Source organism: Nocardia otitidiscaviarum NBRC 14405 (assembly GCF_000308635.1).
Classification (GTDB): domain Bacteria; phylum Actinomycetota; class Actinomycetes; order Mycobacteriales; family Mycobacteriaceae; genus Nocardia; species Nocardia otitidiscaviarum.
Map to the genome: position 1 here is coordinate 13,307 of NZ_BAGD01000074.1, position 24,486 is coordinate 37,792.

Consider the following 24,486-nt stretch of genomic DNA (forward strand, 5'->3'; position numbering starts at 1 on the left):
CCCTCGCTAGTCGCGCGTCTGTTTCCGGAGCGCGGATTCCGACGGTGTCTCGTCATCGCCGGTGGACAACGCTTTCTGTAGCGAGTTGAAGACCGTCAGCCCTTGGCCGACCATGCTGTTGACGAGCTCGGAGACGCCGTCGGGGCCGTTGAGCACGGTGAGGTTGGCATTGGCCAGACCGTGGGAGGCCTGCCTGACGATCTCGGGCAGCTGCTCGATGAGCAGCTGATCCAGGGCGATGCGGTTGTTGGACGCGGCCGCCTCGGCCTGGATGCGGGTGCGATCGGCCTCGGCTTCGGCGAGGATGCGGACCTTCTCCGCTTCGGCCAGCGCCGGTTTCACCACCTCGGCCTGTAGCTGCTGCTCACGCAGCTCGGCCTGTTTGCGGGCCTGCTCGGCCTGCGCGGTGAGCACCTCCTGTTTGGCGATGGCCTCCGCCAGCGGTCCCGACTGTGCCGCTTCGGCATTCGCCTTGTCGATATCGCGCTGATAGTCCGCGCGCAGCAACGCGGTCTCGCGTTCGTACTCGGCGCGGCGGCGCAGCGACTCCTGTTCGGCGCGGGCGGCCCGCTGCGCGGCCTCGGCCTGGGCGATCTGCGCATCGCGCTGGACGGCGGCGTTGTGCGGCGCGGCCAGTGCGGTGATGTAGCCGAGTCCGCCGTCGTCGATCGACTGGATCTGGAAGGAATCCACCCACAGCCCGATATTGCTCATCTCCACCTTCGAGGCGACCAGCACCTCGTCGGCGAGCCGCTGCCGCTCCCGAATGATCTCCTCGACGGTCATCGAGCCGATGATGGAGCGCAGGTGACCGGAGAAGATGCGCCCGGTGAGCACCGACATCTCCTGGTCGTGCTCGGACAGAAAGCGTTGTGCCGCATTGACTATCGAACCGGTGTCGTTGGCCACCTTGAAGGCGATCACCGCCCGCACATCCAGCTGGATGGCCTGTTTGGTGACACAGCGCTCCTTGATCTCGGCCTCGAACATGGCCAGCGACAGGAACCGCACCTTCCGGAAGAACGGCATCACCCAGGAGCCGCGCCCGATGAAGACTTGAAACGGAGCATTGTCCTTGGTTCGCCCGCCGGTGACGAGCATCGCCTCGTCCGGATTCGGTACGTGATAGCCCAACACGGCTCGATCCACCTCGCATTCACGACATTCGGTTGTCACCGGTGTCGAGCGGAATCCACGGCACCACATCCACTACCCGACCCGGATGCACCTCGACGATCAGGACGGTGGTCCCGACCTCGAGCGCCTCGTCGGCACGTGCGATGTACAGCTCGGTTCCCCCTCGTATGGTGACAAGAACCTCCCCGATCCCGCCCGCGGCGCGGACCGGAGTCACAATCCTACCCACCCGCCCGTGCACGGGGTCTGTCATCGGGATGAACTCCTCGCATTCACCCGCGACATTACCTGCGGTGCAGTGGAACACCTCTCGCGACGCACCGCGCATCCACGCATCGAGCGCAGGATTGGTGTTTTTCCGGATTTTCGGAGCAGACTTCAAGGATGAACCGTGAAGATCGACCGCAGTCCGGCCTCTTCAGTCACCTCGAGGAACCCGCCAGCACCTCGTCGCCGACCGAGGAGGAGGTGGCCGCGTCCCGCCCCGTATTCAGCAGCGACACAGCTCACGAAGATCACCGCAACCCCTGATCACAGCCCCGTGCGCGGGCGTCGATCGAGCACCGGGCCACCCGTCGGTTAGGGTTTACCGCTGCACTGTGAGATGCTGTGTGGTGAGCACGGGTTGTTGATGTGATCGCTCGGCTCACAACAGGAAAGTTAAAACAAAAGTATGTCGCAAGGCAGTGTGAAGTGGTTCAACGGCGAAAAGGGCTTCGGCTTCATCGCGCAGGATGAGGGCGGCCCCGACGTGTTCGTCCACTACTCCCAGATTTCCGGCTCCGGCTTCAAGTCCCTCGAAGAGGGTCAGCGAGTGGAGTTCGAGATCGGGCAGGGTCAGAAGGGCCCGCAGGCCCAGAGCGTCCGCGCCATCTGAGAGCGGATCAGCTCCGAAACCCGCGCCATCGGCGCGGGTTTCGTGCATTTCAGGGGTAATCAGATCCCACCTCACCCCCAACGGGTGACGACCGGGCGCCGCGGGCGGGCCAGTGTCTCCGGAAGACAGCCGACTCGTTCCGGAGGTGGGATTGGTGACGCAGGAATTCGAAGGCCGTATCGCACTGGACATCCGTGATTCGGTCGCCGATTGGGGGCCGTACGAGGAACCCAAGGCGCCGGAGGGAGCGCCCAATGTGCTGTATCTGGTGTGGGACGACACCGGAATGGGCACGTGGGACAGCTACGGCGGACTGGTGGAGATGCCGAATGTGCGGCGCATCGCGGATCGGGGGGTGCGATTCACACAGTTCCACACCACCGCACTCTGTTCACCCAGTCGTGCGGCGCTGCTGACCGGGCGCAATGCCACCTCGGTCGGGATGGCGACGATCGAGGAGTTCAGCGACGGCTTTCCCAACTGCTCCGGGCGGATTCCGGCCGACACCGCCCTGTTGTCGGAGGTGCTGTCGGAGCGCGGGTGGAATACCTATGCCGTCGGCAAATGGCATATGAACCCGCTGGAGGAGGGCAATCTGGCCGCGTCGAAACGGCATTGGCCGCTGGGGCGTGGATTCGAGCGGTTCTACGGTTTTCTCGGCGGTGAGGCCGACCAGTGGTACCCGAACCTCGTGTACGACAACCATCCGATCTCGCAGCCGTACGCACCCGAGGACGGCTACCACCTGTCGAAGGATCTGGCCGACAAGGCGATCGGGTTCATTCGCGATTCCACGACGATAGCCCCGGACAAGCCATGGTTCATGTACCTGTGTCCGGGCTGCGGCCACGCACCACATCATGTGCCACAGGAGTGGGCGGACAGGTATCGCGGCCGATTCGACATGGGATACGAGAAGTATCGCGACATCGTGCTGGAGAACCAGAAACGTATGGGCCTGCTGCCCGACGACACGGAGTTGCCGCCGCTCAATCCCTACTCCGACGTGACCAGCGCGGACGGCAAGCCGTGGCCCGCCCAGGACACGGTGCGCCCGTGGGATTCCCTCTCCGAGGACGAGAAGCGGCTGTTCCGCCGGCAGGCGGAGGTGTTCGCCGGCTTCCAGTCCTATACCGACGCGCAGATCGGTCGGCTGCTCGACTATCTGGAGGACAGCGGACAACTCGACAATACGATCATCGTCCTGCTGTCGGACAATGGCGCGAGTGGTGAGGGCGGCCCCAACGGCAGCGTCAACGAGATGAAATTCTTCAACGGCTATCTCGACACCGTGGACGACGGATTGGCGCTGATCGACGAACTCGGCTCCCCGCGCACCTACAACCATCACGCGATCGGCTGGGCAATGGCCTTCAATACGCCGTTCAAGCTGTACAAGCGCTATGCCTCACACGAGGGCGGTATCGCCGATCCCTGCGTGCTCTCCTGGCCCGCCGGGCTGGCGGCACGCGGCGAGACGCGACACCACTACCTCAATATCTGCGATGTGACGCCCACCGTGTACGAATTACTCGGCATCACACCGCCGGACACCGTGCAGGGCGTGCCGCAGCGCCCCTTGGAGGGCGTGAGCTTCCGGGCGATCCTCGACGACCCGAACGCCGACTTCGACAAGCACACCCAGTTCTATTCGATGCTGGGCACCCGGGGAATCTGGCATCGCGGCTGGTTCGCCAACACCGTGCACGCGGCCTGCCCCTCCGGGTGGGGCCATTTCGAGTCCGATCGCTGGGAACTGTTCCATCTCGTCGAGGACCGCAGTCAGTTGCGCGATCTGGCCGCCGACTATCCCGACAAACTCGAGAAGATGAAGGCGCTGTGGTTCGCCGAGGCCGAGAAATACCACGGTCTGCTCTTGAACGATCTCGACATCATCACCGCCAGCGCCCGTCCGCGCCCGACGCTCGGACGCGCGCGCGACAGCCGCGTCTACTATCCGGGCAGCGCGGAGGTGGGTCCGGGCGCGGCCCTGGAGATCAACGGCCGGTCGTTCGCCGTGCTGGCGGATGTCACCGTCGCCGACGACCAGGCGCACGGCGTGCTCTTCGCGCACGGCGGCAGGCTGGGCGGTCACACCCTGTTCCTCCAGGACGGGCGGCTGTACTACGTCTACAACTTCCTCGGCGAGGAGGAGCAGACCATTCGCTCCGAGCAACCGATACCGTTGGGCGAGCACATCTTCGGCGTCCGATTCGAACGCCGGGGCACCCGGTCGGACAACTTCACCCCAACCGGGGAGACCACGCTCTACATCGACGACCGGGCGGTGGGATCGCTCGCCGATATGCGCATACAGCCCAGTCTGTTCTCCTGGGTGGGGGAGGGCATCTGTGTGGGCCGCGACAGCGGGCAGCCGGTGTCGCGGCGGTATCGAACGCCGTTCCCGTTCATCGGCGGCACGATCCGCCGGGTCACCGCCGACCTGAGCGGCAAACCCTACGAGAATCTGGAAATGGCTGCCGCCTCGGCCTTTTCGCGGGACTGAGGGAAACCGGACATGTCCCTCGCCGCTCCGACCGACAGCCGCCGCGGCATGGTTCACGTGCCCGGCGGCGTGTTCACCATGGGATCCGACCATTTCTTCCCCGAGGAGCGACCGCCACGCCGGAAAACGGTCGAGCAGTTCTGGATCGACCCGTACCCGGTGACGGTCGCGGCATTCCGGCGATTCATCAAGGACACCGGATACGTCACCGTCGCCGAACGCCGCCCCGACAGCGCCGACTTCCCCGAGGCCGATCCCGCACATCTGGTCGCCGGGGGACTGGTGTTCCATCCCACCTCGGAACCGGTGCCACTGGATGACTGGCGCCGCTGGTGGCGCTACGTGCCCGGCGCGAACTGGCGGCACCCGCTCGGCCCGGACAGCACTCTCGACGGCCGTGACAGACACCCGGTCACCCAGATCGCCTTCGAGGACGCGGCGGTGTACGCGCGCTGGGCGGGCAAGCGGTTGCCGACGGAGACCGAATGGGAGTTCGCGGCCCGCGGCGGCCGGGACGGGGCGGTGTACGCGTGGGGTGACGAGGCCGAACCGCGCGGCCGCCGGATGGCGAATGTCTGGGTCGGAGCGTTCCCCTGGCGGTTCCGGCCGGGTCGCGGACAGCCCGATACGCCAGACACCACGGCCGTCGGCTCCTATCCACCGAACGGCTACGGCCTGTTCGACATGACCGGCAATGTGTGGGAGTGGACCACCGACCGCTACGACCGGCCCGCGCCGGGGACATGCTGCGCGTCCGGCCGAACAGCCGAGGAATCCTCACCCGCACAGCGGTTCTCCCGGCGCGTGGTGAAGGGCGGCTCCTACCTGTGCTCCGCCGACTACTGCTTCCGCTACCGTCCCGCGGCCCGGCAGGGACAGACCGAGGACACCTCCACCTGCCACCTCGGCTTCCGCTGTGTCGTGAGCGCGCCACGACGGTGAACGGTTCCGCCCCGCTATCGTGGCACCGCTGCCACGCGATCGGCACGCGCCCGATCGGCGTCGGGCAGCAGCGGCAGGATCTCGGCGCGGGACCGGATCATGAGTTTGTGCAGGACGGCGGCGACCTGAGCGTCCACGGTGCGTGAAGAGCTGCCTCGCCGGGTCGCGATGGCGGCGTTGGTCCATCCGGCGGCGGCCAGCACCGCCACCTCGCGTTCGGCGGCGGAGAGTTGCTGCCATGGAGCGGGACGGTGCTGCCGGACCGGATGGTCGGCCGGTATGCGCTGTGGCGACCAGGTGCCCAGTGCCAGTCGGGCGACCTCGTTGGTGGTCGGGTTCAGCAGTTCCCCCTCCCGCAAGAACACCTCGAATTCGCGGTCGCCCAAGGTCTTTCGGGCGATCACCAGGGCACGGTCGGTGGCCGTGGCGAACGGGCGCAGGTTGGCCAGATCGACGCCCATCTCCCGGCGCAGCGCCGCCGCGCCGCCGCCCAGCCAGCCGATCTCACGGGCTCGTTCCCGGGCCGCGCGACCGCCGCCGGTGCCGTCGGTGATCATTCGCGCCAGCGTCCAGCATCGAATATGCACCGCCCACAGCACGCCCCAGCGATCGCGCATATCCAGCTGCCAGCTCAGTGCGGCATGGATCAGCGATGCGGCCTCCTCGGCGTCGCCGTGCGCGGTAAGGGCGATGGCTCGGGCCAGTTCGGCCCAGGACTTCGCCCACTGTGGTCCCGGATCACCGATGCCGGCCAGGTGCCGGCCGGTGATATCGATTGCCTGCTCGGCGGTTCCGAGGAAGCCCGCCGCCAGTGCTTCGAACAGTTCCGCCATGATCGCGCCGCCGCGATCGCCGTCGGCGGTGAACTTGGACCGTGCCCGTGTCAGCACCGGGAGCGCGCGGACGTCGGCGGCGTCCAGCAGAAGCACACTGCCCCATAGGTATTCGACGGCCGCGGGGAAACCCGCGTCGGCAGTCGGCTGCCGTCGCCACCGGGCCGCCGTCTCCGGGTCGGGATCGAGCTCGGCCACGCACTCGTCCAGCGTGCGCTCGGCCTCATCGGCGAGGCCCTGGCACAGCGCGATCCAGCCGATCATCGCCCGTGCCGACACCCGTGCCGCTACCGGCCCGCCCCCCGCCGCGTGCACGGTGGCCAGGGTGCGCTCGGCCAATTGACGTGATTCCCGTAGCGACCCGCGCAGGAATGGGACGCGCAGCGCGATGAGGCCGATGGCGATCTCCAGTCCGGCGGCGCCGTCGCCTCCGGCCTGGCTGCGGTCGATGGCGCATAGTAGGTTGTCCCAGGCCGCGCGTGCCCAGGTCAATAATTCCGCTTCCCGCCCATCGGCCCACTCGGCACGGGCGGCGGAGGCCCGATCACGGTAGTGGCGCAGGTGGCGGCCGGTGAGCCGGGCCCATGCCGCGGCATCCCGCTCGGCCAGCCGCTGCTGTGCGAACACCCGGCAGCTCTCCAGCAGCGAATAGCGCGGGAGATCGGCGTCGAGGTGAATGAGCACCAGTGATCGGTCCACCAGGCGCTCCAGCAGCGGCTCGATCTCCCGTGCGAGCAGGCCAGCCGGCTCGTCGTCGGCGCACACCGCCGTGATCGCCGACAATTCCGCGCCGGTGTCGGGCGTCGACCGGCCGTCCGCGTCATCGGGGTGGACGTCGTACCCGGCGGCGAAGACCGACATCCGCTCGAAGAGCAGTTGTTCCTTCGGCTCGCACAGGTCGAACGACCAGGCGATCACATCGCGGATACCGCGATGGCGCTCGTCCAGGCCCAAGCGTGGGCCACCGGACCAATGCAGTCGACGGTCCGTCTCGGTGCCGCCGAGATCGCGCAGAATCAGCGGTAACGGCTGATAGCGCAGGCGCGCCGCCGCCAGCTGAATGTAGAGCGGATGGTGGTGCACCTGGCCGCAGATCGAGTCCACCAGGTCGGCATGCTCGTCGGCGACGGGGCGGCCGGTCAGCGCGGCGCGCTGCCGGAACAGGTCCACGGCGTGGGCGTGCGCCAAGGGTGGAATGACGATGCGCTGCTCGTCGATCCAGCCGATGGTCTCCCGGCTGGTGGCCAGCACCGTCAGGCCCGGCACTTCGGCGATCAGACGGCAGATGACGTCTCCGGCCGCATCGAGCAGATGCTCACAGTTGTCCACCACCAGTACCGGCGCGGGACCACGAGCGCGCTGCCCCGCGCCCAAGGTCTCGATCAGCGCCCGCCACGCCGAACGGCCCGAGAAGTCACCGTCGACCACCGACCGCACCACCTCGTCCGCGACCGCTGCGGGTGCGGAATCCTTGGCGAGGCGGCTCAGCCGCACCCAGTACACGGGGGCGCGACGCGCCTTGCGCAGTCGCCGGGTCACCTCGACCGCCAACCGAGTCTTACCGATACCGCCCGCGCCGACCAGCGTGACCAGCCGGGACGGGCCCAGCAGCGCCGTCACGATCCGATCCAATTCGTCGTCACGACCGATGAAATCGCAGGCTGCGGCCGCCGTTTCCATGTTCTGCGGGGAAGGCACCGACACGACGAAGTAGCCTACCCAGCTCGCTACCGATGCGCGTCATGATCGCTCACGCCGCTACCGATGCCGGGTGGCTACCTATCGGCCGACGATGTCGGAGCAGACACGAACCGAAAGGAGTCGACGTGACACGCGTTCAGATACTGGGGGCCGGTGAGTGTGGGCTACCCCTCGCTCGGCGTCTGCTCGACGGCGGCATACTGGTAACCCTGGTCACCGATCGCGACGCGGAGGCGGTGCTGTCCGGGTCGGTGACCAGCACCCAGTTGAAGTTTCCGCGCACGCTCGATCTGGAATCAGCTGCGGGACTCGGTCATTGGCGCACCCTCGCGCCGGACGTGCTCGGCATCCGGTTCACCATGGTGGTGGAGGGCAGCGTGGTGGATCAGTGGTCGGGACGGTTCAGTCGGCCCGCGCAGAGCGTCGACCAGCGGACGGCGCATGCCCGGTGGCTCACCGACTTCGTCGCCGCAGGTGGTGAGCTGGACCTCGGATCTCCATCGGTGCCCGAGATCGACAGCCGCGCGGCGGGATACGATCTGACCGTGGTCACCCGGGCGTCCGGGGAACTGGCGGCCTGCTTCGCCGACGACCCGAGGTGGACGCTGCCGACCGAACCGGCGCGGCGCATGGCCGTGTTCTACCTCGACGGCGTCGCGCCCGATCCGGACGGTCTCGGCACCTACGTGGCGCTTCCGGGTCTCGGCGAACTGGTTTCCGCACCCGCGCTGACCGGCCCGCCGGGCCAGGAACGGCGCTGTGAGACACTGCTTTTCGCGGCCATCCCCGGACGTCCGCTGGATATCGTGGATGCCCGTGGCACGGCCGCCGCGCGGTGGCAACAGGCTCGGGAGCTGCTCGACAGCCACCTGCCGCCGGCGTTCTCCGCTCGTTTCCGCGTCGGCGAATTGACCGATGCCGGGGCCACCCTGGTCGGCGGCGTGACACCGGTGATGCGGCAGCCGATCGGGACGCTCCCGTCCGGCCGCCCCATCCTGGGCGGGGCCGATGTGGTGTGCCGGATGGATCCCGGCGGCGCACAGGGCGCCAACAACGCCGTCCACTGCGGAACCCACTACGGCCGCGCGATCCTCGACAACCCGTGGGGACCGTTCGACCGGGACTGGATGGCGGCGGCCGCGGAACCCTGGCTCACCGATATCGCGCATCCGGCCGCACGCTGGACGCTCACACTGCTGGACCCGCCCGAATCGCTCGGACGGCTCATGCTCGCCGCGAGCCGGGACAGCTCGATCGCCGACGCCTTCGCCGAGACATTCGTGCACCCCGCGGGATCGGACCTGCTCACGGGAACGCCGTCCTGATCCGCACGCCGTCCTGATCCGCAGCGCCACAAGCGATTCAGTGCCACGGCGGCGTCGCCGGAAACACCACCGGCAGCGCCGCCAACGCCCGATGGAACGGTCCGGGCCGCCACTCCAGGTCGGCCACCGGCACCGCCGGACGCATATCGGGCAGGGCGTCGAGCAACTGGTCGACGGCGTTCTGTGCGATCAGGTAGGCGGCGGGCTGCGCCGGACAGGCGTGCGGACCCGCGCCCCACGCCAGATGCGAGCGATTGCCGACCCGGCCACCGTCGGCGACCACCTCCGGATCGTTGTTACAGGCGGCCATGCTGATCACCACCGGCTGATGCGCGGGCAACCAGGTAGCACCGACCAGCATGGGCTGACGCGGATAGGTGACACAGAAGTTCGCCATCGGCGGGTCGGTGAACAGCACCTCGTCGAGCGCGTCGCGGGTGGAGAGGCTGCCGCCGAGCACATCACCGGCGAAGCGCTGATCGGAAAGGATCAACAGCAGCGCGTTGCTGATCAGATTCTGCAACGGCTCGATGCCCGCTCCGTACAGGATGGCGACCTGGTGCAGCAGTTCCACATCGTCGAATCCGGCGGGATGGCGCACCAGCCGGGAGGTGATGTCGTCGCCCGGCCGTTCCCGCTTGGTGACGATGAGATCCCGCACCGCTTCGGAGAGCATGATGTTGCCGCGTTCGGTGTCGGTGCCGTCGAACAGCAGGACGGTGGCCTCCCCGACCCGGCGACCGATCTCCGGCGGACACCCCAGCAGGGCGTTCATCACCCCGAACGCCAGCGGTGCGGCGTACTGGCCGATCAGATCGGCGGCACCGGCGGCGCAGAAGTCGGCGATCAGCGGCACCGCGATCCGCTCCACCGTGGCGTCGAGGTCGTACAGGTCGACAGCGCCGAGCCCGTCCACACTGGCCTGCCGGTAGCGGGTGTGCGCCACCCCGTCGTTGCGCAGCGCCATCGGCCGCCATTCCAGCACCGGCAGCACCGGGCAGTCGGCGGGCACCCCGCGCTGCCACGTCCGCGGATCGGCCGGAAAGCGTTGCGGGTCGTGCAGGATCGCCACCGCGGTGCGGTAGCCCAGCACCAGCGACGCCGGGATGCCGGGCGCCAACTCCACCGGCGCGATATCTCCGTAGCGCCGCCGCAGTTCGCTGTAGGCGGTCGTCGGATCGGCGGCGAACGCCGCGGAGTACAGCGGAAACGGTTCGGCGGCGCGTCCCACCGCGTGGTGTGTGGTCACCAGCGAAACCCCCATGGTCGTGCGGAGATTCGCTCTCCGGCGTCCGCAACAGGGTCGCCGAATAGGTAGGTCGCGGGCATCGGTAGCCCCGCGCCGCCGGATCAGGGTTGGACGGTCACCTTGATGGCCGTACCGCTCTCCACGGTCGAGAAGGCGTCGAGCACCCGGTCGAGCGGGATGCGGTCGGTGATGAGATCACGCACCGGGACCTGACCGGTGGCGATGTAGTCGAGGGCGCGTCTGTTGTGTTCCGGCGCGGAGCCGTTGGCGCCGTGGATGTGCAACTGGCGGTAGTGCACGACATTGGAGTCGCAGGTGATGGTCGGATTGGTTTTGGGCAGGCCGCCGAAGAAGGAGATGCGGCCGTTGCGGGCGGCCATGGCGATGGCCTGCTCCTGGGTGATATTGGCGGCGGTGGCGGTGATGATCACGTCCGCGCCGCGGCCGCCGGTCAGTTCCAGGACGCGGGCGACCGCATCGGTCGACGAGGCGTCGATGACCTCGTCGGGTCGCACCGCGTTCGCCGACAACTCCAGGCGTTCGGCGTTTACGTCGATGAGATAGACCGGCCCGCAACGGTATACGCCGCGCGCGATGCGAATGTGCATACACCCGATCGGTCCCGCGCCGAATACGACGACCGTATCGCCCGCCTCGATGCCGAGCAGTTCCTGCGCGTTGATGGCGCAGGCGAGCGGTTCGGCCGCGGAGGCTTCGTCGTAGCCGACGGTGTCGGGGATCCGATTCAGGCCGTCGACGCGCAGCACCTGACTCGGCACGATCATGTATTCGGCGAAACCGCCGTCGTACTGGTAGCCGACCGAGGTCTGGTTCTGGCACACCGCCATCCAGCCCCTGGCGCACTCGTGGCATTTCCCGCACGGTACGGCGGCGATCACCTGCGCCCGGTCGCCGACTCGCCAGTCGGTGCCGTACAGGTCGTTCACCGCCGCGCCGACCTCGACGACCTCGCCCGCGATCTCATGGCCGAGAGTCCTCGGGGGCGTGAGGTTCTGGTGCCCGTTGTGGCGGATCTTGACATCGGTGCCGCAGGTCGAGCAGTTGCGCACCCGGAGTTTGATCTGGTCCGGACCGCACTCGGGTTCCGGGATGTCCTCCAGCCGGAGGTCCTCGGGTGCGTAGTAGCGCAGGGCCTTCATGGATTCGTGTTCCTTCCGCCGTTTCGGGCCGTGAGCCGATCGCTCCAATCCACCGTAACGGCCATTCGGGCACAAATCCACAGAATTCGCCGCCCATTTATGCCCGATCTCTTGTCAGCATGCCCGATTCTGCGGTCTACTACTGCTAGGGATGTGGCTGGCGTCACATGTCTGATCTACTGCTCAGAGGAAGTCACAATGTCTGTATCCCCAACGCCTGTATCGCCACCGCCGGTATCCCCAGCGGAAGCCCGCGGCGGCACCCGCGTCCACGTGCAGCGCGTCGGCACGTTCCTGTCCAGCATGGTCATGCCGAATATCGGCGCCTTCATCGCCTGGGGCCTGCTCACCGCCCTGTTCATCGAGAAGGGCTGGATCACCTCCCTCGCCGGTGACGTGGGTGCGGGCAGCTGGGTCGCCCACATCGGCGGCTGGGGTGACTACGACGGTGGCGGCATCGTCGGCCCGACCATCACCTACCTGCTGCCGATCCTGATCGGCGCCACCGGCGGCCGGATCGTCTACGACACCCGCGGCGCGGTCGTGGGCGCCATCGCCACCATGGGCGTGATCGCCGGTGCGGATGTGCCCATGTTCCTCGGCGCGATGATCATGGGCCCGCTCGGCGCCCTGCTGATCAAGAAGCTGGATGCCCTGTGGGACGGCCGGATTCGGCCCGGCTTCGAGATGCTGGTGGACAATTTCTCGGCCGGTATCGCCGGTGCCGCCATGGCGGTCGTCGGTTTCTTCGGCATCGGCCCGCTGGTCTCCGGATTCAGCCGGTTGGCGAGCAATGTGGTGGACTTCCTGGTCGACAACAGCCTGCTGCCGTTGACATCGATCTTCATCGAACCGGCCAAGGTGCTCTTCCTCAACAACGCGATCAATCACGGCATCCTGACGCCGCTGGGCACCAATCAGGCCAGCGAGGACGGCAAGTCGATCCTGTTCCTGCTGGAGGCCAATCCGGGGCCGGGCCTGGGACTGCTGGTGGCGTACATGGTGTTCGGCAGGGGAGTGGCCCGCAGTTCCGCGCCGGGGGCGGCGATCATCCACTTCCTCGGCGGCATCCACGAGATCTACTTCCCGTTCGTGCTGATGAAGCCGAAACTGATCGCGGCCATGATCGCCGGCGGCATGACCGGCGTCATGATCAATGTGCTGTTCGATTCCGGTCTGCGCGCTCCGGCCGCACCCGGTTCGATCATCGCGGTCTTCGCGCAGACGGCCAATGACAGCTATCTCGGCGTGACGCTGTCGGTCGTCGGCGCGGCGACGGTCAGCTTCCTGGTCGCGGCCGTACTGCTGCGGACCGATCGATCCGTCGACGAACCCGATCTGGGCGGGGCCACCGCCGCCATGGAGGCCCTGAAGGGCAAGCGGTCGGTGGCCGCCGCCGCATTGAACTCGATGGGCACCGGTTCGACGGCCACCCTGACCGCCCCGGAGAAGATCTCGACCATCGTCTTCGCCTGCGACGCCGGGATGGGCTCCTCGGCCATGGGAGCCTCGGTGCTGCGCAAGCGGATTCGCGACGCGGGCTACACGGAGGTCACCGTCGTCAATCGGGCGATCGCGAACCTGAGCGACGAGTACGACCTCGTGGTGACCCACCGCGATCTGACCGATCGGGCGCGCGAACGGACGCCCTCCGCCCTCCATGTGCCGGTCGACGACTTCATGAACAGTCCCGAGTACGACGAGATCGTCGCGCTGGTCGCCAGGGCCGACGGCGGCGATGTACCGGCCGAATCCACGGAAGCGGGCGAACTGCTCCCGGACGAGTCGATCGTGCTCTCCGGCACCGCCACCACCCGTGCCGAGGCCATCGACGAGGCGGGCGGGCTGCTGGTCGCCGCGGGGGCGGTCGCGGAGTCCTATGTCGCGGCCATGCATGAACGCGAAGGCTCGGTCTCCACGTTCATGGGCAACGGGCTCGCCATTCCGCACGGCACCAATGCGGCCAAGGACGACATCCGGCGCACCGGGCTGTCGGTGGTGCGTTACCGCGAACCCGTTGACTGGAACGGGAATCCGGTCGAATTCGTCATCGGCATCGCCGGAACCGGAGACGACCATCTGGCACTGCTGTCCCGGATCGCCCAGGTCTTCGCGGACACCGATCAGGTGGCTCGGTTGCGCGACGCGAACACGGTGGCGGAGATTCGGGCGGTCCTCGGTCCCCGCCACAGCTGAGGCGATACAGCAGAATGTTGCTCGTGGATTCGGATTCGCGGCAGTCGCAGATCTTGGAGTTCGCCCGGACGCGTGGCCGGGTGGACGTACTCGGCCTCGCCACCGAACTGGGGGTGGCGGCCGAGACCATTCGCCGGGATCTGCGCCTGCTCGCGGACCGTCGCCTGGTGAAGCGGGTCCACGGCGGGGCGATTCCGCTGGAGAGCGCGGCCTTCGAATCCAGTCTCGAGTACCGCAGCCGGGTGGATCTGGCCCAGAAGCACCGCATCGCCGCGGCGGCGGCCGACCTGCTGCACGGTGCCGAAACCGTCTACATCGACGAGGGATTCACCCCGCGCCTGATCGCCGAGAAGCTCGCCGACCGGGAGTTGACCGTCGTCACCGCCTCCCTGCTGGCCGCCGAAGCCCTCGCCGACAGCGACACCGTCACCGTCCTGCTCCTCGGCGGCCGCATGCGCGGCCGCACCCTCGCCACCGTCGACCACTGGGCCCTGCGCATGCTCGACGAACTCACCATCGACCTCGCCTACCTCGGCACCAACGGCATTTCCCTGGACCACGGCCTGACCACCCCCGACCCGGCCGTCGCGGCGGTCAAGGGTTTGGCGGTCCGCCGCTCGACCCGGCGCGTCCTGGTCGCGGCGGACGGGAAATTCGGTATGACCAGCTTCTGCCGCTTCGCCGAGATCGGGGACTTCGAGGCGATCATCACCGGGGCGGAACTGGATCCGGTGCAGGCCCAGCGGTTCGAGGCGCTCGGGACGACGGTGGTGCGGGCCTGACCGACGAGCATCGGCACCGGGGTTTCGAGGGGGCCGTCAGCGGGTCGCCGCCAGCGTGCGTGCACCCTCGGCCACGGTGGGCAGGGCGGGCTGCCAGCGTAGTTCGGATTTGGCCTTGGCATTGGCCACACGCATCGACATATCCAGCATCTGCGCTGCGGCGAGTGGAGCTGCCAGGCGGAACAGTCGCGCGGGCACACGCCGTGGCGGGCCCGCGCCGAAGGCGTTCGCGAGGGTGTCGAAATGCGCTGACCAGGTCACTGGTTCGTCGTCGACGATGTTGTACGCCTGACCCGCGCGGCCGTGTTCCAGGGCGGCCACGGTGGCGGCCGCGGCGTCCTCGATATGGATGAAGCCGATGTACCCGGTCTCGCCCCGAGGCAGCGGCATGAGCCGCCTCCGCAGCGGGCGCAGGAAGGGGTCGCTCGCACCGGGACCGTAGAAGATCCCGTAGCGCAGGGCGATACCCGCGAGTCCGGGAGTGTGCAAGGCGCAGTCCTCGGCGGTACTCAGAGCCTCGATGCTGGCGTCGATGCGCGCACCCTGCGGTCGGCCGAATAACGTGCGTTCGGTGACGGGCTCAGCGCCATGATCGCGCAAGCCGTACCCCAGCACGAGTGACTGGGTGAGATAGCGGGTGGCCCCGACCGCGGCGGCGAAGTCGACCAGGTGGCGGCTTCCGGCAGTGCGCAGTTCATTGGTCCGGGCCAGGCCGCGGCTGCGGTAGTGGGTGGGCGGGGAATCGCGGTAGGCGGTGAGTTCGTGCACGACCGCGTCGGCGGTCAGCCCGTCGGCGACGCGCAGCAGCTTCTCCCGGTCGAGCACATCCGCCAGGACCGGCGTCGTGCCCAGGGCGCGAGCCAGTTCCGCGCTGCGGCCGCCCCGCACGAGCGCGTACACCAGGTGCCCGGATCGGTGCAGAGCACCGATGAGAGGCCGCCCGATGACACCGGTAGCCCCCGCCACCACGACTTTCACGCAACCCCCCTCTGCGGCACCCGTGCCGTACAGCTCGTCGAGGCCGACGAGCAATACATCGTCGCCCCCGGAGGCTCTATCGCGAAGCGCTGCGCTGAAATCCGTGCCGCTGAAGCAAGCGAGGCGGCAGCCGGTGATCCGACTCACCACCGATCGAGACCTTAGGAATAAAGTCCTAAGGAGTCTACTCCTAAGAACTGAGGCAGCCGCCAGCCTGATCGGGCGCAGAACTCAGTCGATGCCCTCGTCGAGTTGATCCCAGGTGAGGACGATCGCGAAGGGGGTAAGTGTGTCGATCGCCGCGACGTGGTCACTGCGGTTGCGGTACCCATTGGACACGTACCGACCATCGGAATCGAGCGCCAGCATCTCGATGGAGACCGCCGGACCGTCGTCATTCGCCATACGAACGATCCAGTAGTGCTGAATGCCGTAGCGGGCATACTCCGCGCGTTTGTCGATGGTGTCCGCGGTGACAGTGGTCGGCGACACCACCTCGACCACCAGAATCGTGTCCGCGACGGTGGGTTTGGTCTTCCAGTGCGGACGAGGCTCGTCGATACAGCGGTAGACGATCGCGTCGGGGCGCTTGTAATGGAAGGGGACTTCCGAGACGAGCATGTCGATGTCACGGTTGACGCGCAGACAAGGCTTCCGATCCAACCGTTTCGCTTCGCCGTCGGCAAGCGCGCGTTCGATGTTCCGCGAGATCGCGTTGTGGTTCGGCGAGGGCGACTCACAGAAAATGATCATTCCGTCTTTGACCTCGACGGTACGGGAGACGTCCTCGGGCATCGCCAGGTAATCGTCGATGTCGACGACCTGGCTGTACGTCTTCGGCGAAGACCAGTCGAACGCTTCCGACACGGCGGCGATCCTTCGGTATGCGGAACGGCTACTCGATCGATGACCAGACCGACGGCATGGACGCCGACAAGCATATCCAGCCGCGAGGCTGCCGGGCGGAACAGCCGTGCCGGTACACGTCGCACCGACGGCGTTTGCGCATGCGTCGAATTGCTGTTCCTGTCGCCGGTTCAGTGCCGGCAGAGCCAGTCGGTGCCGTAGTGCTCGGCGTTGCCGCCCTCGAGGTGTACCCAGTGGCCGTCGCCTTCACAGGGAGCGCCCTCGACTCGGTCGGTGGCGGGCTCTGTGGTGACGGTCGGCTCGACCGGTGGGGGCGTGGTCGCTTCGGGGCCCGCGCCGTGGTTGGGGTTGGTGCAGATCGTGCCCTCGCACGGGACCCAGGTGCCGTCGCCGTTGGGGTTCGGGATCGCGTCCGGGCCGACGTAGCTGCCCAGCGGGCATCCCGGATCCTGGTTCTTCGCACAGTATTCGGCGCTGAGCCCGTTGCCGGTGGAGCCGTCGGCGCCGCGTTCCCCGGTGGGTTGCGCGGGTACGGTGGTCGAGGCGACCACCGCTGATGTCGTGGTCGCCGGTGCGGTGCTGCTGGGTGTCGGATCCGACGTCGAATCCTCCGAACAAGCCGCGGCCCCCGAGAACAGAGCCAAGCCCGCGAACGCGATCAGAAAACGTCTCATAGGTAACACCTTTCAGAGCGGCGCGGCGTTTCACTGCCATGAACGGTAGCTTGCCGTTTGCCGAAACGGTGCTATTTCGGCGACTGCGCGGATCGCGAGCCTGGCGCTGTCGGCGAGGTCAGCCGCAGACCGCGGACTGGATGGACGTCGCAAGCGGAAGCAGTGGGCTGGACGCTCCGCCGGTGGCCTCGATCAAGAGAACGAGAGGGTACGAGACGAGAGCGCACTGCGGCGCGGGCGGCGGCGGGGTGGCGCTCGCGGCTCCGGCACCGGCGATCGCGACTCCGGCGGTCAGGGTCCCAGCGACGGCGGCGGTAGCGAATAGTTTGCGCATGATTGATTCCCAACTTCTCGGACGGACTTACCTCTCCATTGGACAACTCTCAGCAACTATCGAATCTCCAGTGACGAGCATTTCGCAATCGGCCTCCTGGATGATCTATGTCTCGAGTAGGCCTGTTGTGCGGCCCGGATCACGGAGGACGCGATGGGCGTTGCCACCCGTAGCTCGGGTCTCGGCGTCCAGGGCCTTGTCGAGATGAATCCCTACTCCTTGGTGACCAGCGGGAAGCCATGGTGCTCAGAAGAGCTGCCGCGGCGGCGCCGATTCCTACCAGGTCGTTCACGGCGTGCCCCGTTCGACGGTGGGCTCAGCGGCTGCTGTTCGCAGTTCGGCCAGCTCGTGTGGATCGTGGGCGCAGAAGATGCGGATCTCATCGGAGTGGTGGGCGTGCAGGGTGCGTAGGCGATGCAGGCTATTCAGTCGAGCTCGGTGGTCGGTGTCGCTCAACCGTTGGAAGGCGGCCAAGCCGAGCGGGGCGCGGCCGTGGTCTCGGAGTTGATCGCGGTGGAAGTAGGCGTCGCCGCCGTGTAGCAGCCACCCGCCGGGCTGGCGCACCGCGACGCCGCTGTGGCCGTGGGTGTGGCCCGGCAGCGGGACGAGGAGGATACCGTCGGCGACGCCGGTAGCGGGCAGCCCGAACCAGGTTTCGCTGCCGGGCTCGTGGGCGACCCATTGCGGGCCGTGTCGCCAATGTCGCGACAGATAGCGGTTTCTGGCGATTGTCGTCGACCGCCGCCGGGCCGCATCGAGTTCGGGGGCCAGCACGTGCACCCGGGCATGCGGGAAGTCGGGGAGGCCACCCGCGTGGTCGAGGTCGAGGTGGGTCAGCACGATATCGCGCACGTCCTCGGGGCGGTATCCGTGGTGCCGCACCTGATGCAGTGCCGTCTGCTCCGGGCGCGGCATCGGGCGGGCCAGCATGCGCATGCCCAGGGGCAGCCGACCGGATGCCGCCGTATCGGCCGCGGCGAGTCCGGTATCCACGAGGATGAGGCCGTCCTTCGATTCGACCAGCAGGCAGTGCGCCACCAGGGAACCGGTGATCAAGCCACCACTGCCGGTGAGGGCTCGTCCGCCGAGGGGACACATCGAGGCGCAATTCAGGTGATGGACGATCATCGTTGACCTCCGAACTGTCGGCGGACCACCCGCCGCACCTTTGCTATTTCATTTACGTAGTCGTAAATGCAACCACGCGTCACGGTAATCTTGCGAACCGCGCTCGGTCAATCCTCGGCAAATCGTTAGGCGGTAGAGCCGCTGGGTGGCTGCGCGAATCGGTGCCCGATCGCGCCTACACGCCATCGCCCGACGGGTCGGAAGGCAGGGCGGCGATCGCCGCGAATCGCAGCATGCCCTGCTTCACCGCCGCCCGACGACTGGGATCCGCCTGGTACTGGCGAGCGCCGGCTTGCATGGCCGCCAGCAGCATGGCGATCACCTCAGGGGCCGGATGCAGGTTGGAATCCGCCGCCAGCGCCTCGATCATGCCGCTGTAGACGGCGTTCGACTCGGTGCGCAGACCGGCGACGACCGCCGGTGAACCTGCCTCCTCGGCACGGAACACCAGCAGCGCATCACCGATCTCATCGGACCAGTCCAGGTACGCGTCGATACCGGCATCGATCTTGTCCGTCAGCTCGGATCGACCCGAGACCGCCGCTTCGATGCGCTCCCGCAAACGCCGATTGCACTCGGCGACGAGTTCCGACATCGCCGCCGTGCTGCTCGGAAAGTACTTGTAGAAGGTCGGTTTGGACATACCCGCCGCGCGGGCGATGCGCTCCACGGTGAGTCCGGCGTGGCCGTGCTCGACATACACGCTGGCGGTGCTCTCCAGAATCCGCTGCCGGACCTCGGCCCGCTCCGCGTCCGACTTGCGCGGACGCCCGCGAACGGCCCGCACGTACCGGCAATCGTCCTTCACATGACCGAGCTTAACGCTGACGGAATGTCAACGAAATTGGTGCGAGCCACCGACGCCGAACCAACGCGAAAGGCCCGGAACCATCCGGTTCCGGGCCTCCGCCTAGTAGCGGGGACAGGATTTGAACCTGCGACCTCTGGGTTATGAGCCCAGCGAGCTACCGAGCTGCTCCACCCCGCGTCGGGTGAACACAACCTTACAGACAGTGGGCGTGGTTACCAAAACGCCTGGACAGAGGGGGTTTTCGAGGTCTGGTGGCGGGGCACGGTCAGCGGGCGAGTTCGTCGACGAGGACGTTCAAAGCTGTCGTGAGGGCGTCTCTTTGTTCGCGGTCGAGGCGTTCCATGGCGGCGGCGAAGCGTTGGATGCGGGCCGAGGTGAGGCCGTTGACGAGGTTGTGGCCGGTGGGGGTGGCGGTGAGGAGTTGGGCGCGGCCGTCGCCGGGGTCGGCGGCGCGTTCCAGGTAGCCGGCGCGTTCCAGGCCGGTGACTATGCGGGACATGGTGGGGGCGCTGACGCGTTCGACGGCGGCCAGGTCGCCGAGGCGCAGGGGGCCGGAGCGGGCCAGGGAGGCGAGGGCGGAGGCGGCGCCGGGAGAGAGGGCGCCGGAGTCGCCGGACTGGCGCAGCATGCGGAGCAGGCGGCCGATGGTCAGGTAGAGGTCGGCGGCCTCGCTCAGGTCGGTGGCGACGACGTCGGCACTCGAGCGCTCGGACAGCGCGGCCTCCTCGGTCAGACGGCGAAATCGACGCTCATCATAATCGCGGCGCCGAGGAGGACGACGAGCAGCCTGTGAGGCGCGGGCGGTGCAGCCGGATGGACCGCGCGACGATTCACCGCGCGGCCAGCACTCGCTTCAGGAAGTCGACCTGATCGGCGATGATCTGATCGCGGTGCTCGGGGTGGTAGATCTCGAAGTGACTGAGGGGGTAGCTGCGCAGCTCCGCATGCGGCGCGCGGTCGGCGAGTTCGGTGGTGCTGGACGCGACCGTCTCACGGTCGTGCTCGGCGATGCAGACCAGCAGCGGCATGCGCAGCTCCGGCGCGTGGCGGCCGGGTTTGTAGCGCATCATCTGCAGCAGGACGCGTGGCGCGATGCTGTTGCGCCAGGTCTTGCTGTCCATGGCGGCGATGGTGCCGTGCGCCTGCGGGCCGGTCATGACCGCGAGTTCGCCCGGCAGCCCGACGGCGGGAATGTAGCGGGGGCGCAGACCGAAAGTGCCACGCAGCCAATCGGATACCATGACCGCGAGCAGCGCCAGGGTATCGCGCGTGGAGCGCCCTTCGGCCCGGCGTGGGAAACCGTTGAACGGCACCTGGGCCACTACGGCCGCGATCCGCTCGTCCCCGGCGGCCACGGTCACGACGTGCCCGCCGCCCAGGGACGTCCCCCAGAGCACGATGCGATCGGAATCGATCCCCGGTCGCGTGCGAGCGAAGGCAACGGCCGCGCGGATGTCGTCGAGTTGTTCCGCTAGATCGGCGACCTGTCTGGGTTCGCCCGCGCTCGCGCCGAAGCGCCGATAGTCGAAGGTCATCGCCGCGTAGCCCGCGTTCGCGAAGGCGCGGGCGGCGGCCACCACCGCCGGCGTGTCCTGGGTACCGCTGAAACCGGGGCACAGCAGCACCGCGGGCACTCGGCCCGTCTCGGTCTCGCCGTACAACGTCCCGGCGCATTCGGTTCCGGACGAATCGAAGGTCACCGCAGTCGTTTTCATGGTGTATCTCCCGCTGTCAGGCGAAGTCGGTATCCAGGAGGCGTGCGAGCAGTTCCAGGACGGCGGCGCGATGTGCCACCAGATCCAGCCCGGTCCGATCGGCGTAGTGCTCGTGCAGCTCCCGCAGCGCGCCGAGCAGGGCGACAGCGGTGAATTCCGGGTCGGCCAACCGGAATTCACCTGCGGACACCCCCGCGGCGAGCAGGTCAGCCATGACCGGGCGCAACACGTTCACCGCCTCGTCCACGACCCGGTGATGCATCTCCCGGAATCGCTCACCATGCAGCATGTCGACCACACCGGGCGCCGCGCCGCGCTCGGCCATCGCGTAGCTGTGGTCGATGTAGGCACGCAACCGATCCCGTGGCGACCGCGTCGTATCGCGCAGGATCTCGAGGTGACGCGCACACAATCGCTCCGCGTGCACCTCGACCACCGCGGCGAAAAGCTGCTCCTTCGAACCGAAGTGGTGGTAGAAGCACCCTTTCGCCACCCCGAGTTCGCCGACGATCGAATCCACCGTGGTGGCGGCGTACCCGCGTTCGGAGAAGCTGCGTATCGCCGCGTCCACGATCTCCGCCTTGCGCACCTCGGGCTTTTTCACCTGTCGCATTACGCCTCCCGCATCGCACTCTACCGACCGACGGTCGGTCTGTACATCGGTATGGGAGGGATGGCTGCGGTCAGCGGAAGAATTTCGCGTGTTCGAGGGCCCATTCGGCGTAGCTGAGCGGGTGGCGGCCGATGATCTCGGAGACCGACGGGGATTGGTCGAGGGTCCAGGCGATGAGTTCTTCGAGGTGGGTGGCGTATTCCTCGAGGGCGTAGAGGGTGACGTCGATGGCGCTGTCGGGCCAGCCGCGATCGCGCCAGACGGCACGGCTCTCGTCGGGGGTGAGTTCGGCGGTGGTGATGTCGCGACCGAGAGCGTTGGCGATGAAGCGGATTCGGGACAGGGTGCTGATGGGCATGCCCACGGCCTCGATGGTCATGCCCAGATAGTCGTCGGTGCGCAGGGCCGCGGCGGCGACGGCGGCGAGGTCGTCCTCGTGGATGAAAGGATAGTGGCCGGTGTTCAGGAATGCCTCGCGCACAACGCCTTCCGCACGAATGGTGTCGGCCCAGTCCGAACCCGTGGCAGGATAGGTGCCTTCCAGAATCGAGCCCATGACGGCCGACGGACGGATATGGGTCCAGCCGATGCCGGAACGTTCGACAGCCTTCTCGATGGCCAGCCAGAACCAGGTCTCGGCCGGATAGGCCGCCTCGTATTCGGGTCCGTGCGAGGACAGCAGCACGATCTGACCGACGTGCGCGGTGCGGGCCAGGGCGAGCGCGTCGTCGAGGGTGGCCGGATCGGCTCCGGTGAGGAAGACGGCGTCGACGCCGGTGAACGCGTCCCAGATCTCCAGCGGTCGGGTGATCGATCCGGCGATCAGCTCGACCGGGTGCGGCCAATCGTGCGATTGGTCGGACTCGGCGACGATGCGGACGCGCTCACCGGCGTCGAGCAGTTGCCGCGCGAGACTGCGTGCGATGATTCCGTAGGGGCTGCAACCCTCGTTCTTGCGTGCGGCCCCGACGGTCAGCAGATGCAATCGTCCGGGCTCGTAACCGATTCCGCTCATGGCTGATACCTCTGTCGCATATCAATGGTGATCTTGCGCCTACTGCGAGGTTGCGGATCCGAACGGCAGCGATACTAACCCAGACCGCGCGCCGACAAACTCAGCCCGGCGTCGCGGCGGTCTCCGCGAGATAGAAGGGTAGGCGATCGAAGATGAAGCGGCTCTGTGTGATTCGCCCGTTCTCCACCCCGATCAGCTCCGCGCCGGGAGCCGAGGGCACCGGAACCGAGGCGGTGTCGTACATGATCAGCGCGGTCGTCTCGTCACCGAAGGCGGCCAGCGGACGCACACCGGTCACGGTATCGGCGAACGGTTCGAGGAACGCCCGGAACGCGTCCGCGCCCCGAATCCGGCCCGCGGGCGTGTCGCAGACGATGTCGGCCGCGATGTAGGTCATGGCCTTGTCCATGTCATGCCCGGTCCAAGCGTCGAAGTAGGCGCGGGCCAGGTCGAGGGCGGGGCTGGTGTGCTGATTCATATCGGTCACCTCGTATCGAATGGGAACTGTCGATGGAATGGACACCGGCCGCCGCCGAAACGGACCGGTGCCAGAATGGCGACGTGACCGAGGCCCTCACGGCAGCCCGCTCCGGCGACCAGCGGGCGTTTCGCGAACTGACCGAACCGTATCGGCGCGAATTGCAGCTGCACTGCTACCGGCTGCTCGGTTCGTTCCAGGACGCCGAGGACGCCCTTCAGGAGACCCTGATGGCGGCGTGGCGCGGACTGGGGGAGTTCGAGCAGCGGTCCTCGGTGCGCACCTGGCTGTACCGGATCGCCACCAACCGGTGCCTGAACACACTGCGCACCGCACGGCGGCATCCGGTCGAACCACTGCCCTTCGAGGTGCCCGAACCGCCCGCGCACGACACCGTCGGCTGGTTGCAGCCCTACCCGGACACCCTGCTCGACACCGATCCGGCACTGCGCTGTCAACACCGCGAATCGGTGGAACTGGCCTTCATCGCCGCACTCCAGCAGTTGCCGCCCCGGCAGGCGGCCGTCCTGGTGCTGCGCGAGGTGCTGGAGTTCTCCGGTGCGGAGGCGGCCGAGTTGCTCGGCACCAGTCCGACGGCGGTGAAGGCGGCTTTACAGCGGGCCCGGGAGACCCTGGAGTCGGTGCGGCGCGGCCCCGCCGGACCGGCTCCCGCGCCCGGTTCGGCGGCCGAGCGGGCGTTGACCCGGCGCTTCGCCGACGCCTTCACCGATCGCGATGTCGACGCCGTCGTCGAACTGCTGACCGACGACGCCTGGTTGACCATGCCGCCCTGGCCGCACGCCTACGGAGGGCGTGCGGCGATCGGCGAATTCCTCCGGTACGTCCCGGCGTTCCGGCACGAGCACCCGATACGCCTGGTCGCCGTCCGGGCCAATACCCAGCCCGCCGTAGCCTGCTATTCCCTGCTTCCGGGAGCATCGGAGTTTCGGGCGACCGGGATGCTGGTGCTCGCCCTCACGGCGAACGGCGTTGCCGCACTCACCCATTTCCCACCCGAAGACGTCTTTCCACGCTTCGGGCTCCCCGTCTCATGGACCGACGGTCTCGCGGGGGCCGACGGCCGCGACTTTCGGTAACGACTTGTCGGATTGCCCGGATCGACTGAGACGGACTGGGCTATCTGACAATTCGAAACCAAAGCTTC

General features: G+C 67.6%; 21 protein-coding genes, 1 tRNA gene and 1 pseudogene. 7 read left to right on the forward strand and 16 right to left on the reverse strand.

What is annotated here, in order from left to right; all coding sequences use genetic code 11:
• Positions 1 to 6: 6 nt before the first annotated feature.
• Both ON31_RS14855 and ON31_RS38435 read right to left on the reverse strand, forming a co-directional pair.
• Entirely contained in the window at positions 7 to 1,137 is a 1,131-nt protein-coding gene (locus ON31_RS14855; protein WP_039814355.1) for an SPFH domain-containing protein, read from the reverse strand.
• 19 nt (positions 1,138 to 1,156) lie between these two features.
• The gene (locus ON31_RS38435; protein WP_306306421.1) at positions 1,157 to 1,519 is read right to left on the reverse strand and encodes an NfeD C-terminal domain-containing protein; all 363 of its coding nucleotides are present in this window, start codon (positions 1,517 to 1,519) and stop codon (positions 1,157 to 1,159) included.
• Positions 1,520 to 1,810: 291 nt separating this feature from the next.
• On the opposite strand from ON31_RS38435, the gene ON31_RS14865 reads away from it, so the two are divergent.
• The 3 genes from ON31_RS14865 to ON31_RS14875 all read left to right on the forward strand — a co-directional run bounded on the left by ON31_RS14865 (position 1,811) and on the right by ON31_RS14875 (position 5,462).
• Entirely contained in the window at positions 1,811 to 2,014 is a 204-nt protein-coding gene (locus ON31_RS14865; RefSeq protein ID WP_029927571.1) for a cold-shock protein, read from the forward strand.
• Positions 2,015 to 2,168: 154 nt separating this feature from the next.
• Positions 2,169 to 4,520 carry an arylsulfatase gene (locus tag ON31_RS14870; RefSeq protein ID WP_039814359.1) on the forward strand — a complete coding sequence of 784 codons (2,352 nt, stop codon included), beginning with the start codon at positions 2,169 to 2,171 and terminating at the stop codon, positions 4,518 to 4,520.
• Positions 4,521 to 4,532: 12 nt separating this feature from the next.
• On the forward strand, positions 4,533 to 5,462 hold the full coding sequence (locus ON31_RS14875) for a formylglycine-generating enzyme family protein (RefSeq protein WP_039814224.1): 930 nt from the start codon (positions 4,533 to 4,535) through the stop codon (positions 5,460 to 5,462).
• Positions 5,463 to 5,476: 14 nt separating this feature from the next.
• On the opposite strand, the gene ON31_RS14880 is transcribed toward ON31_RS14875, so the two are convergent.
• Complete coding sequence (locus ON31_RS14880; protein ID WP_147287218.1) at positions 5,477 to 7,999, reverse strand: ATP-binding protein; 2,523 nt, start codon at positions 7,997 to 7,999, stop codon at positions 5,477 to 5,479.
• Between the two features lie 122 nt (positions 8,000 to 8,121).
• On the opposite strand from ON31_RS14880, the gene ON31_RS14885 reads away from it, so the two are divergent.
• On the forward strand, positions 8,122 to 9,321 hold the full coding sequence (locus ON31_RS14885; protein WP_039814228.1) for a styrene monooxygenase/indole monooxygenase family protein: 1,200 nt from the start codon (positions 8,122 to 8,124) through the stop codon (positions 9,319 to 9,321).
• A 37-nt stretch (positions 9,322 to 9,358) separates the two neighbouring features.
• On the opposite strand, the gene ON31_RS14890 is transcribed toward ON31_RS14885, so the two are convergent.
• Together ON31_RS14890 and ON31_RS14895 are read right to left on the reverse strand one after the other, a co-directional pair.
• A complete protein-coding gene (locus ON31_RS14890; protein ID WP_255222110.1) occupies positions 9,359 to 10,570 on the reverse strand; it encodes a cytochrome P450 family protein in 1,212 nt (403 codons plus the stop codon).
• A gap of 101 nt (positions 10,571 to 10,671) precedes the next feature.
• Positions 10,672 to 11,730 carry a zinc-dependent dehydrogenase gene (locus ON31_RS14895; RefSeq protein ID WP_029927579.1) on the reverse strand — a complete coding sequence of 353 codons (1,059 nt, stop codon included), beginning with the start codon at positions 11,728 to 11,730 and terminating at the stop codon, positions 10,672 to 10,674.
• A 198-nt stretch (positions 11,731 to 11,928) separates the two neighbouring features.
• Between ON31_RS14895 and ON31_RS14900 the strand changes: the two genes are divergently transcribed.
• Entirely contained in the window at positions 11,929 to 13,926 is a 1,998-nt protein-coding gene (locus ON31_RS14900) for a PTS mannitol transporter subunit IICBA (protein WP_039814230.1), read from the forward strand.
• A gap of 23 nt (positions 13,927 to 13,949) precedes the next feature.
• Complete coding sequence (locus tag ON31_RS14905; RefSeq protein ID WP_039814363.1) at positions 13,950 to 14,708, forward strand: DeoR/GlpR family DNA-binding transcription regulator; 759 nt, start codon at positions 13,950 to 13,952, stop codon at positions 14,706 to 14,708.
• A gap of 36 nt (positions 14,709 to 14,744) precedes the next feature.
• Here ON31_RS14905 and ON31_RS14910 read toward each other — a convergent pair whose 3' ends face one another.
• The 11 genes and pseudogenes from ON31_RS14910 to ON31_RS14965 form a co-directional block, all read right to left on the reverse strand.
• A complete protein-coding gene (locus tag ON31_RS14910; RefSeq protein WP_039814364.1) occupies positions 14,745 to 15,686 on the reverse strand; it encodes an NAD-dependent epimerase/dehydratase family protein in 942 nt (313 codons plus the stop codon).
• A gap of 231 nt (positions 15,687 to 15,917) precedes the next feature.
• Complete coding sequence (locus ON31_RS14915) at positions 15,918 to 16,553, reverse strand: Uma2 family endonuclease (RefSeq protein ID WP_051037267.1); 636 nt, start codon at positions 16,551 to 16,553, stop codon at positions 15,918 to 15,920.
• 170 nt (positions 16,554 to 16,723) lie between these two features.
• Positions 16,724 to 17,068: pseudogene (locus ON31_RS14920) on the reverse strand (hypothetical protein); the annotation flags it as partial.
• Between the two features lie 781 nt (positions 17,069 to 17,849).
• Entirely contained in the window at positions 17,850 to 18,617 is a 768-nt protein-coding gene (locus tag ON31_RS14930; protein WP_255222111.1) for an MBL fold metallo-hydrolase, read from the reverse strand.
• Between the two features lie 247 nt (positions 18,618 to 18,864).
• Positions 18,865 to 19,497, reverse strand: a complete 633-nt coding sequence (locus tag ON31_RS14935) for a TetR/AcrR family transcriptional regulator (protein ID WP_039814238.1) — start codon at positions 19,495 to 19,497, stop codon at positions 18,865 to 18,867.
• Between the two features lie 106 nt (positions 19,498 to 19,603).
• Positions 19,604 to 19,677, reverse strand: a tRNA-Met gene (locus ON31_RS14940).
• 88 nt (positions 19,678 to 19,765) lie between these two features.
• Positions 19,766 to 20,128 (reverse strand): MarR family winged helix-turn-helix transcriptional regulator, encoded by a 363-nt coding sequence (locus tag ON31_RS14945; RefSeq protein ID WP_051037269.1) that lies wholly within the window; start codon positions 20,126 to 20,128, stop codon positions 19,766 to 19,768.
• A 202-nt stretch (positions 20,129 to 20,330) separates the two neighbouring features.
• Complete coding sequence (locus ON31_RS14950; RefSeq protein WP_440589925.1) at positions 20,331 to 21,314, reverse strand: alpha/beta hydrolase; 984 nt, start codon at positions 21,312 to 21,314, stop codon at positions 20,331 to 20,333.
• The gene (locus ON31_RS14955; RefSeq protein ID WP_039814244.1) at positions 21,232 to 21,828 is read right to left on the reverse strand and encodes a TetR/AcrR family transcriptional regulator; all 597 of its coding nucleotides are present in this window, start codon (positions 21,826 to 21,828) and stop codon (positions 21,232 to 21,234) included. The genes ON31_RS14950 and ON31_RS14955 overlap by 83 nt, the downstream gene beginning before the upstream one ends.
• A gap of 70 nt (positions 21,829 to 21,898) precedes the next feature.
• A complete protein-coding gene (locus ON31_RS14960) occupies positions 21,899 to 22,843 on the reverse strand; it encodes an SDR family oxidoreductase (RefSeq protein WP_039814246.1) in 945 nt (314 codons plus the stop codon).
• Between the two features lie 100 nt (positions 22,844 to 22,943).
• Positions 22,944 to 23,321: a nuclear transport factor 2 family protein gene (locus ON31_RS14965; RefSeq protein ID WP_039814368.1), complete on the reverse strand. Its 378-nt coding sequence runs from the start codon at positions 23,319 to 23,321 to the stop codon at positions 22,944 to 22,946.
• Positions 23,322 to 23,404: 83 nt separating this feature from the next.
• Between ON31_RS14965 and ON31_RS14970 the strand changes: the two genes are divergently transcribed.
• Entirely contained in the window at positions 23,405 to 24,418 is a 1,014-nt protein-coding gene (locus tag ON31_RS14970) for an RNA polymerase subunit sigma-70 (protein WP_039814369.1), read from the forward strand.
• The last annotated feature ends 68 nt before the right edge of the window (positions 24,419 to 24,486 follow it).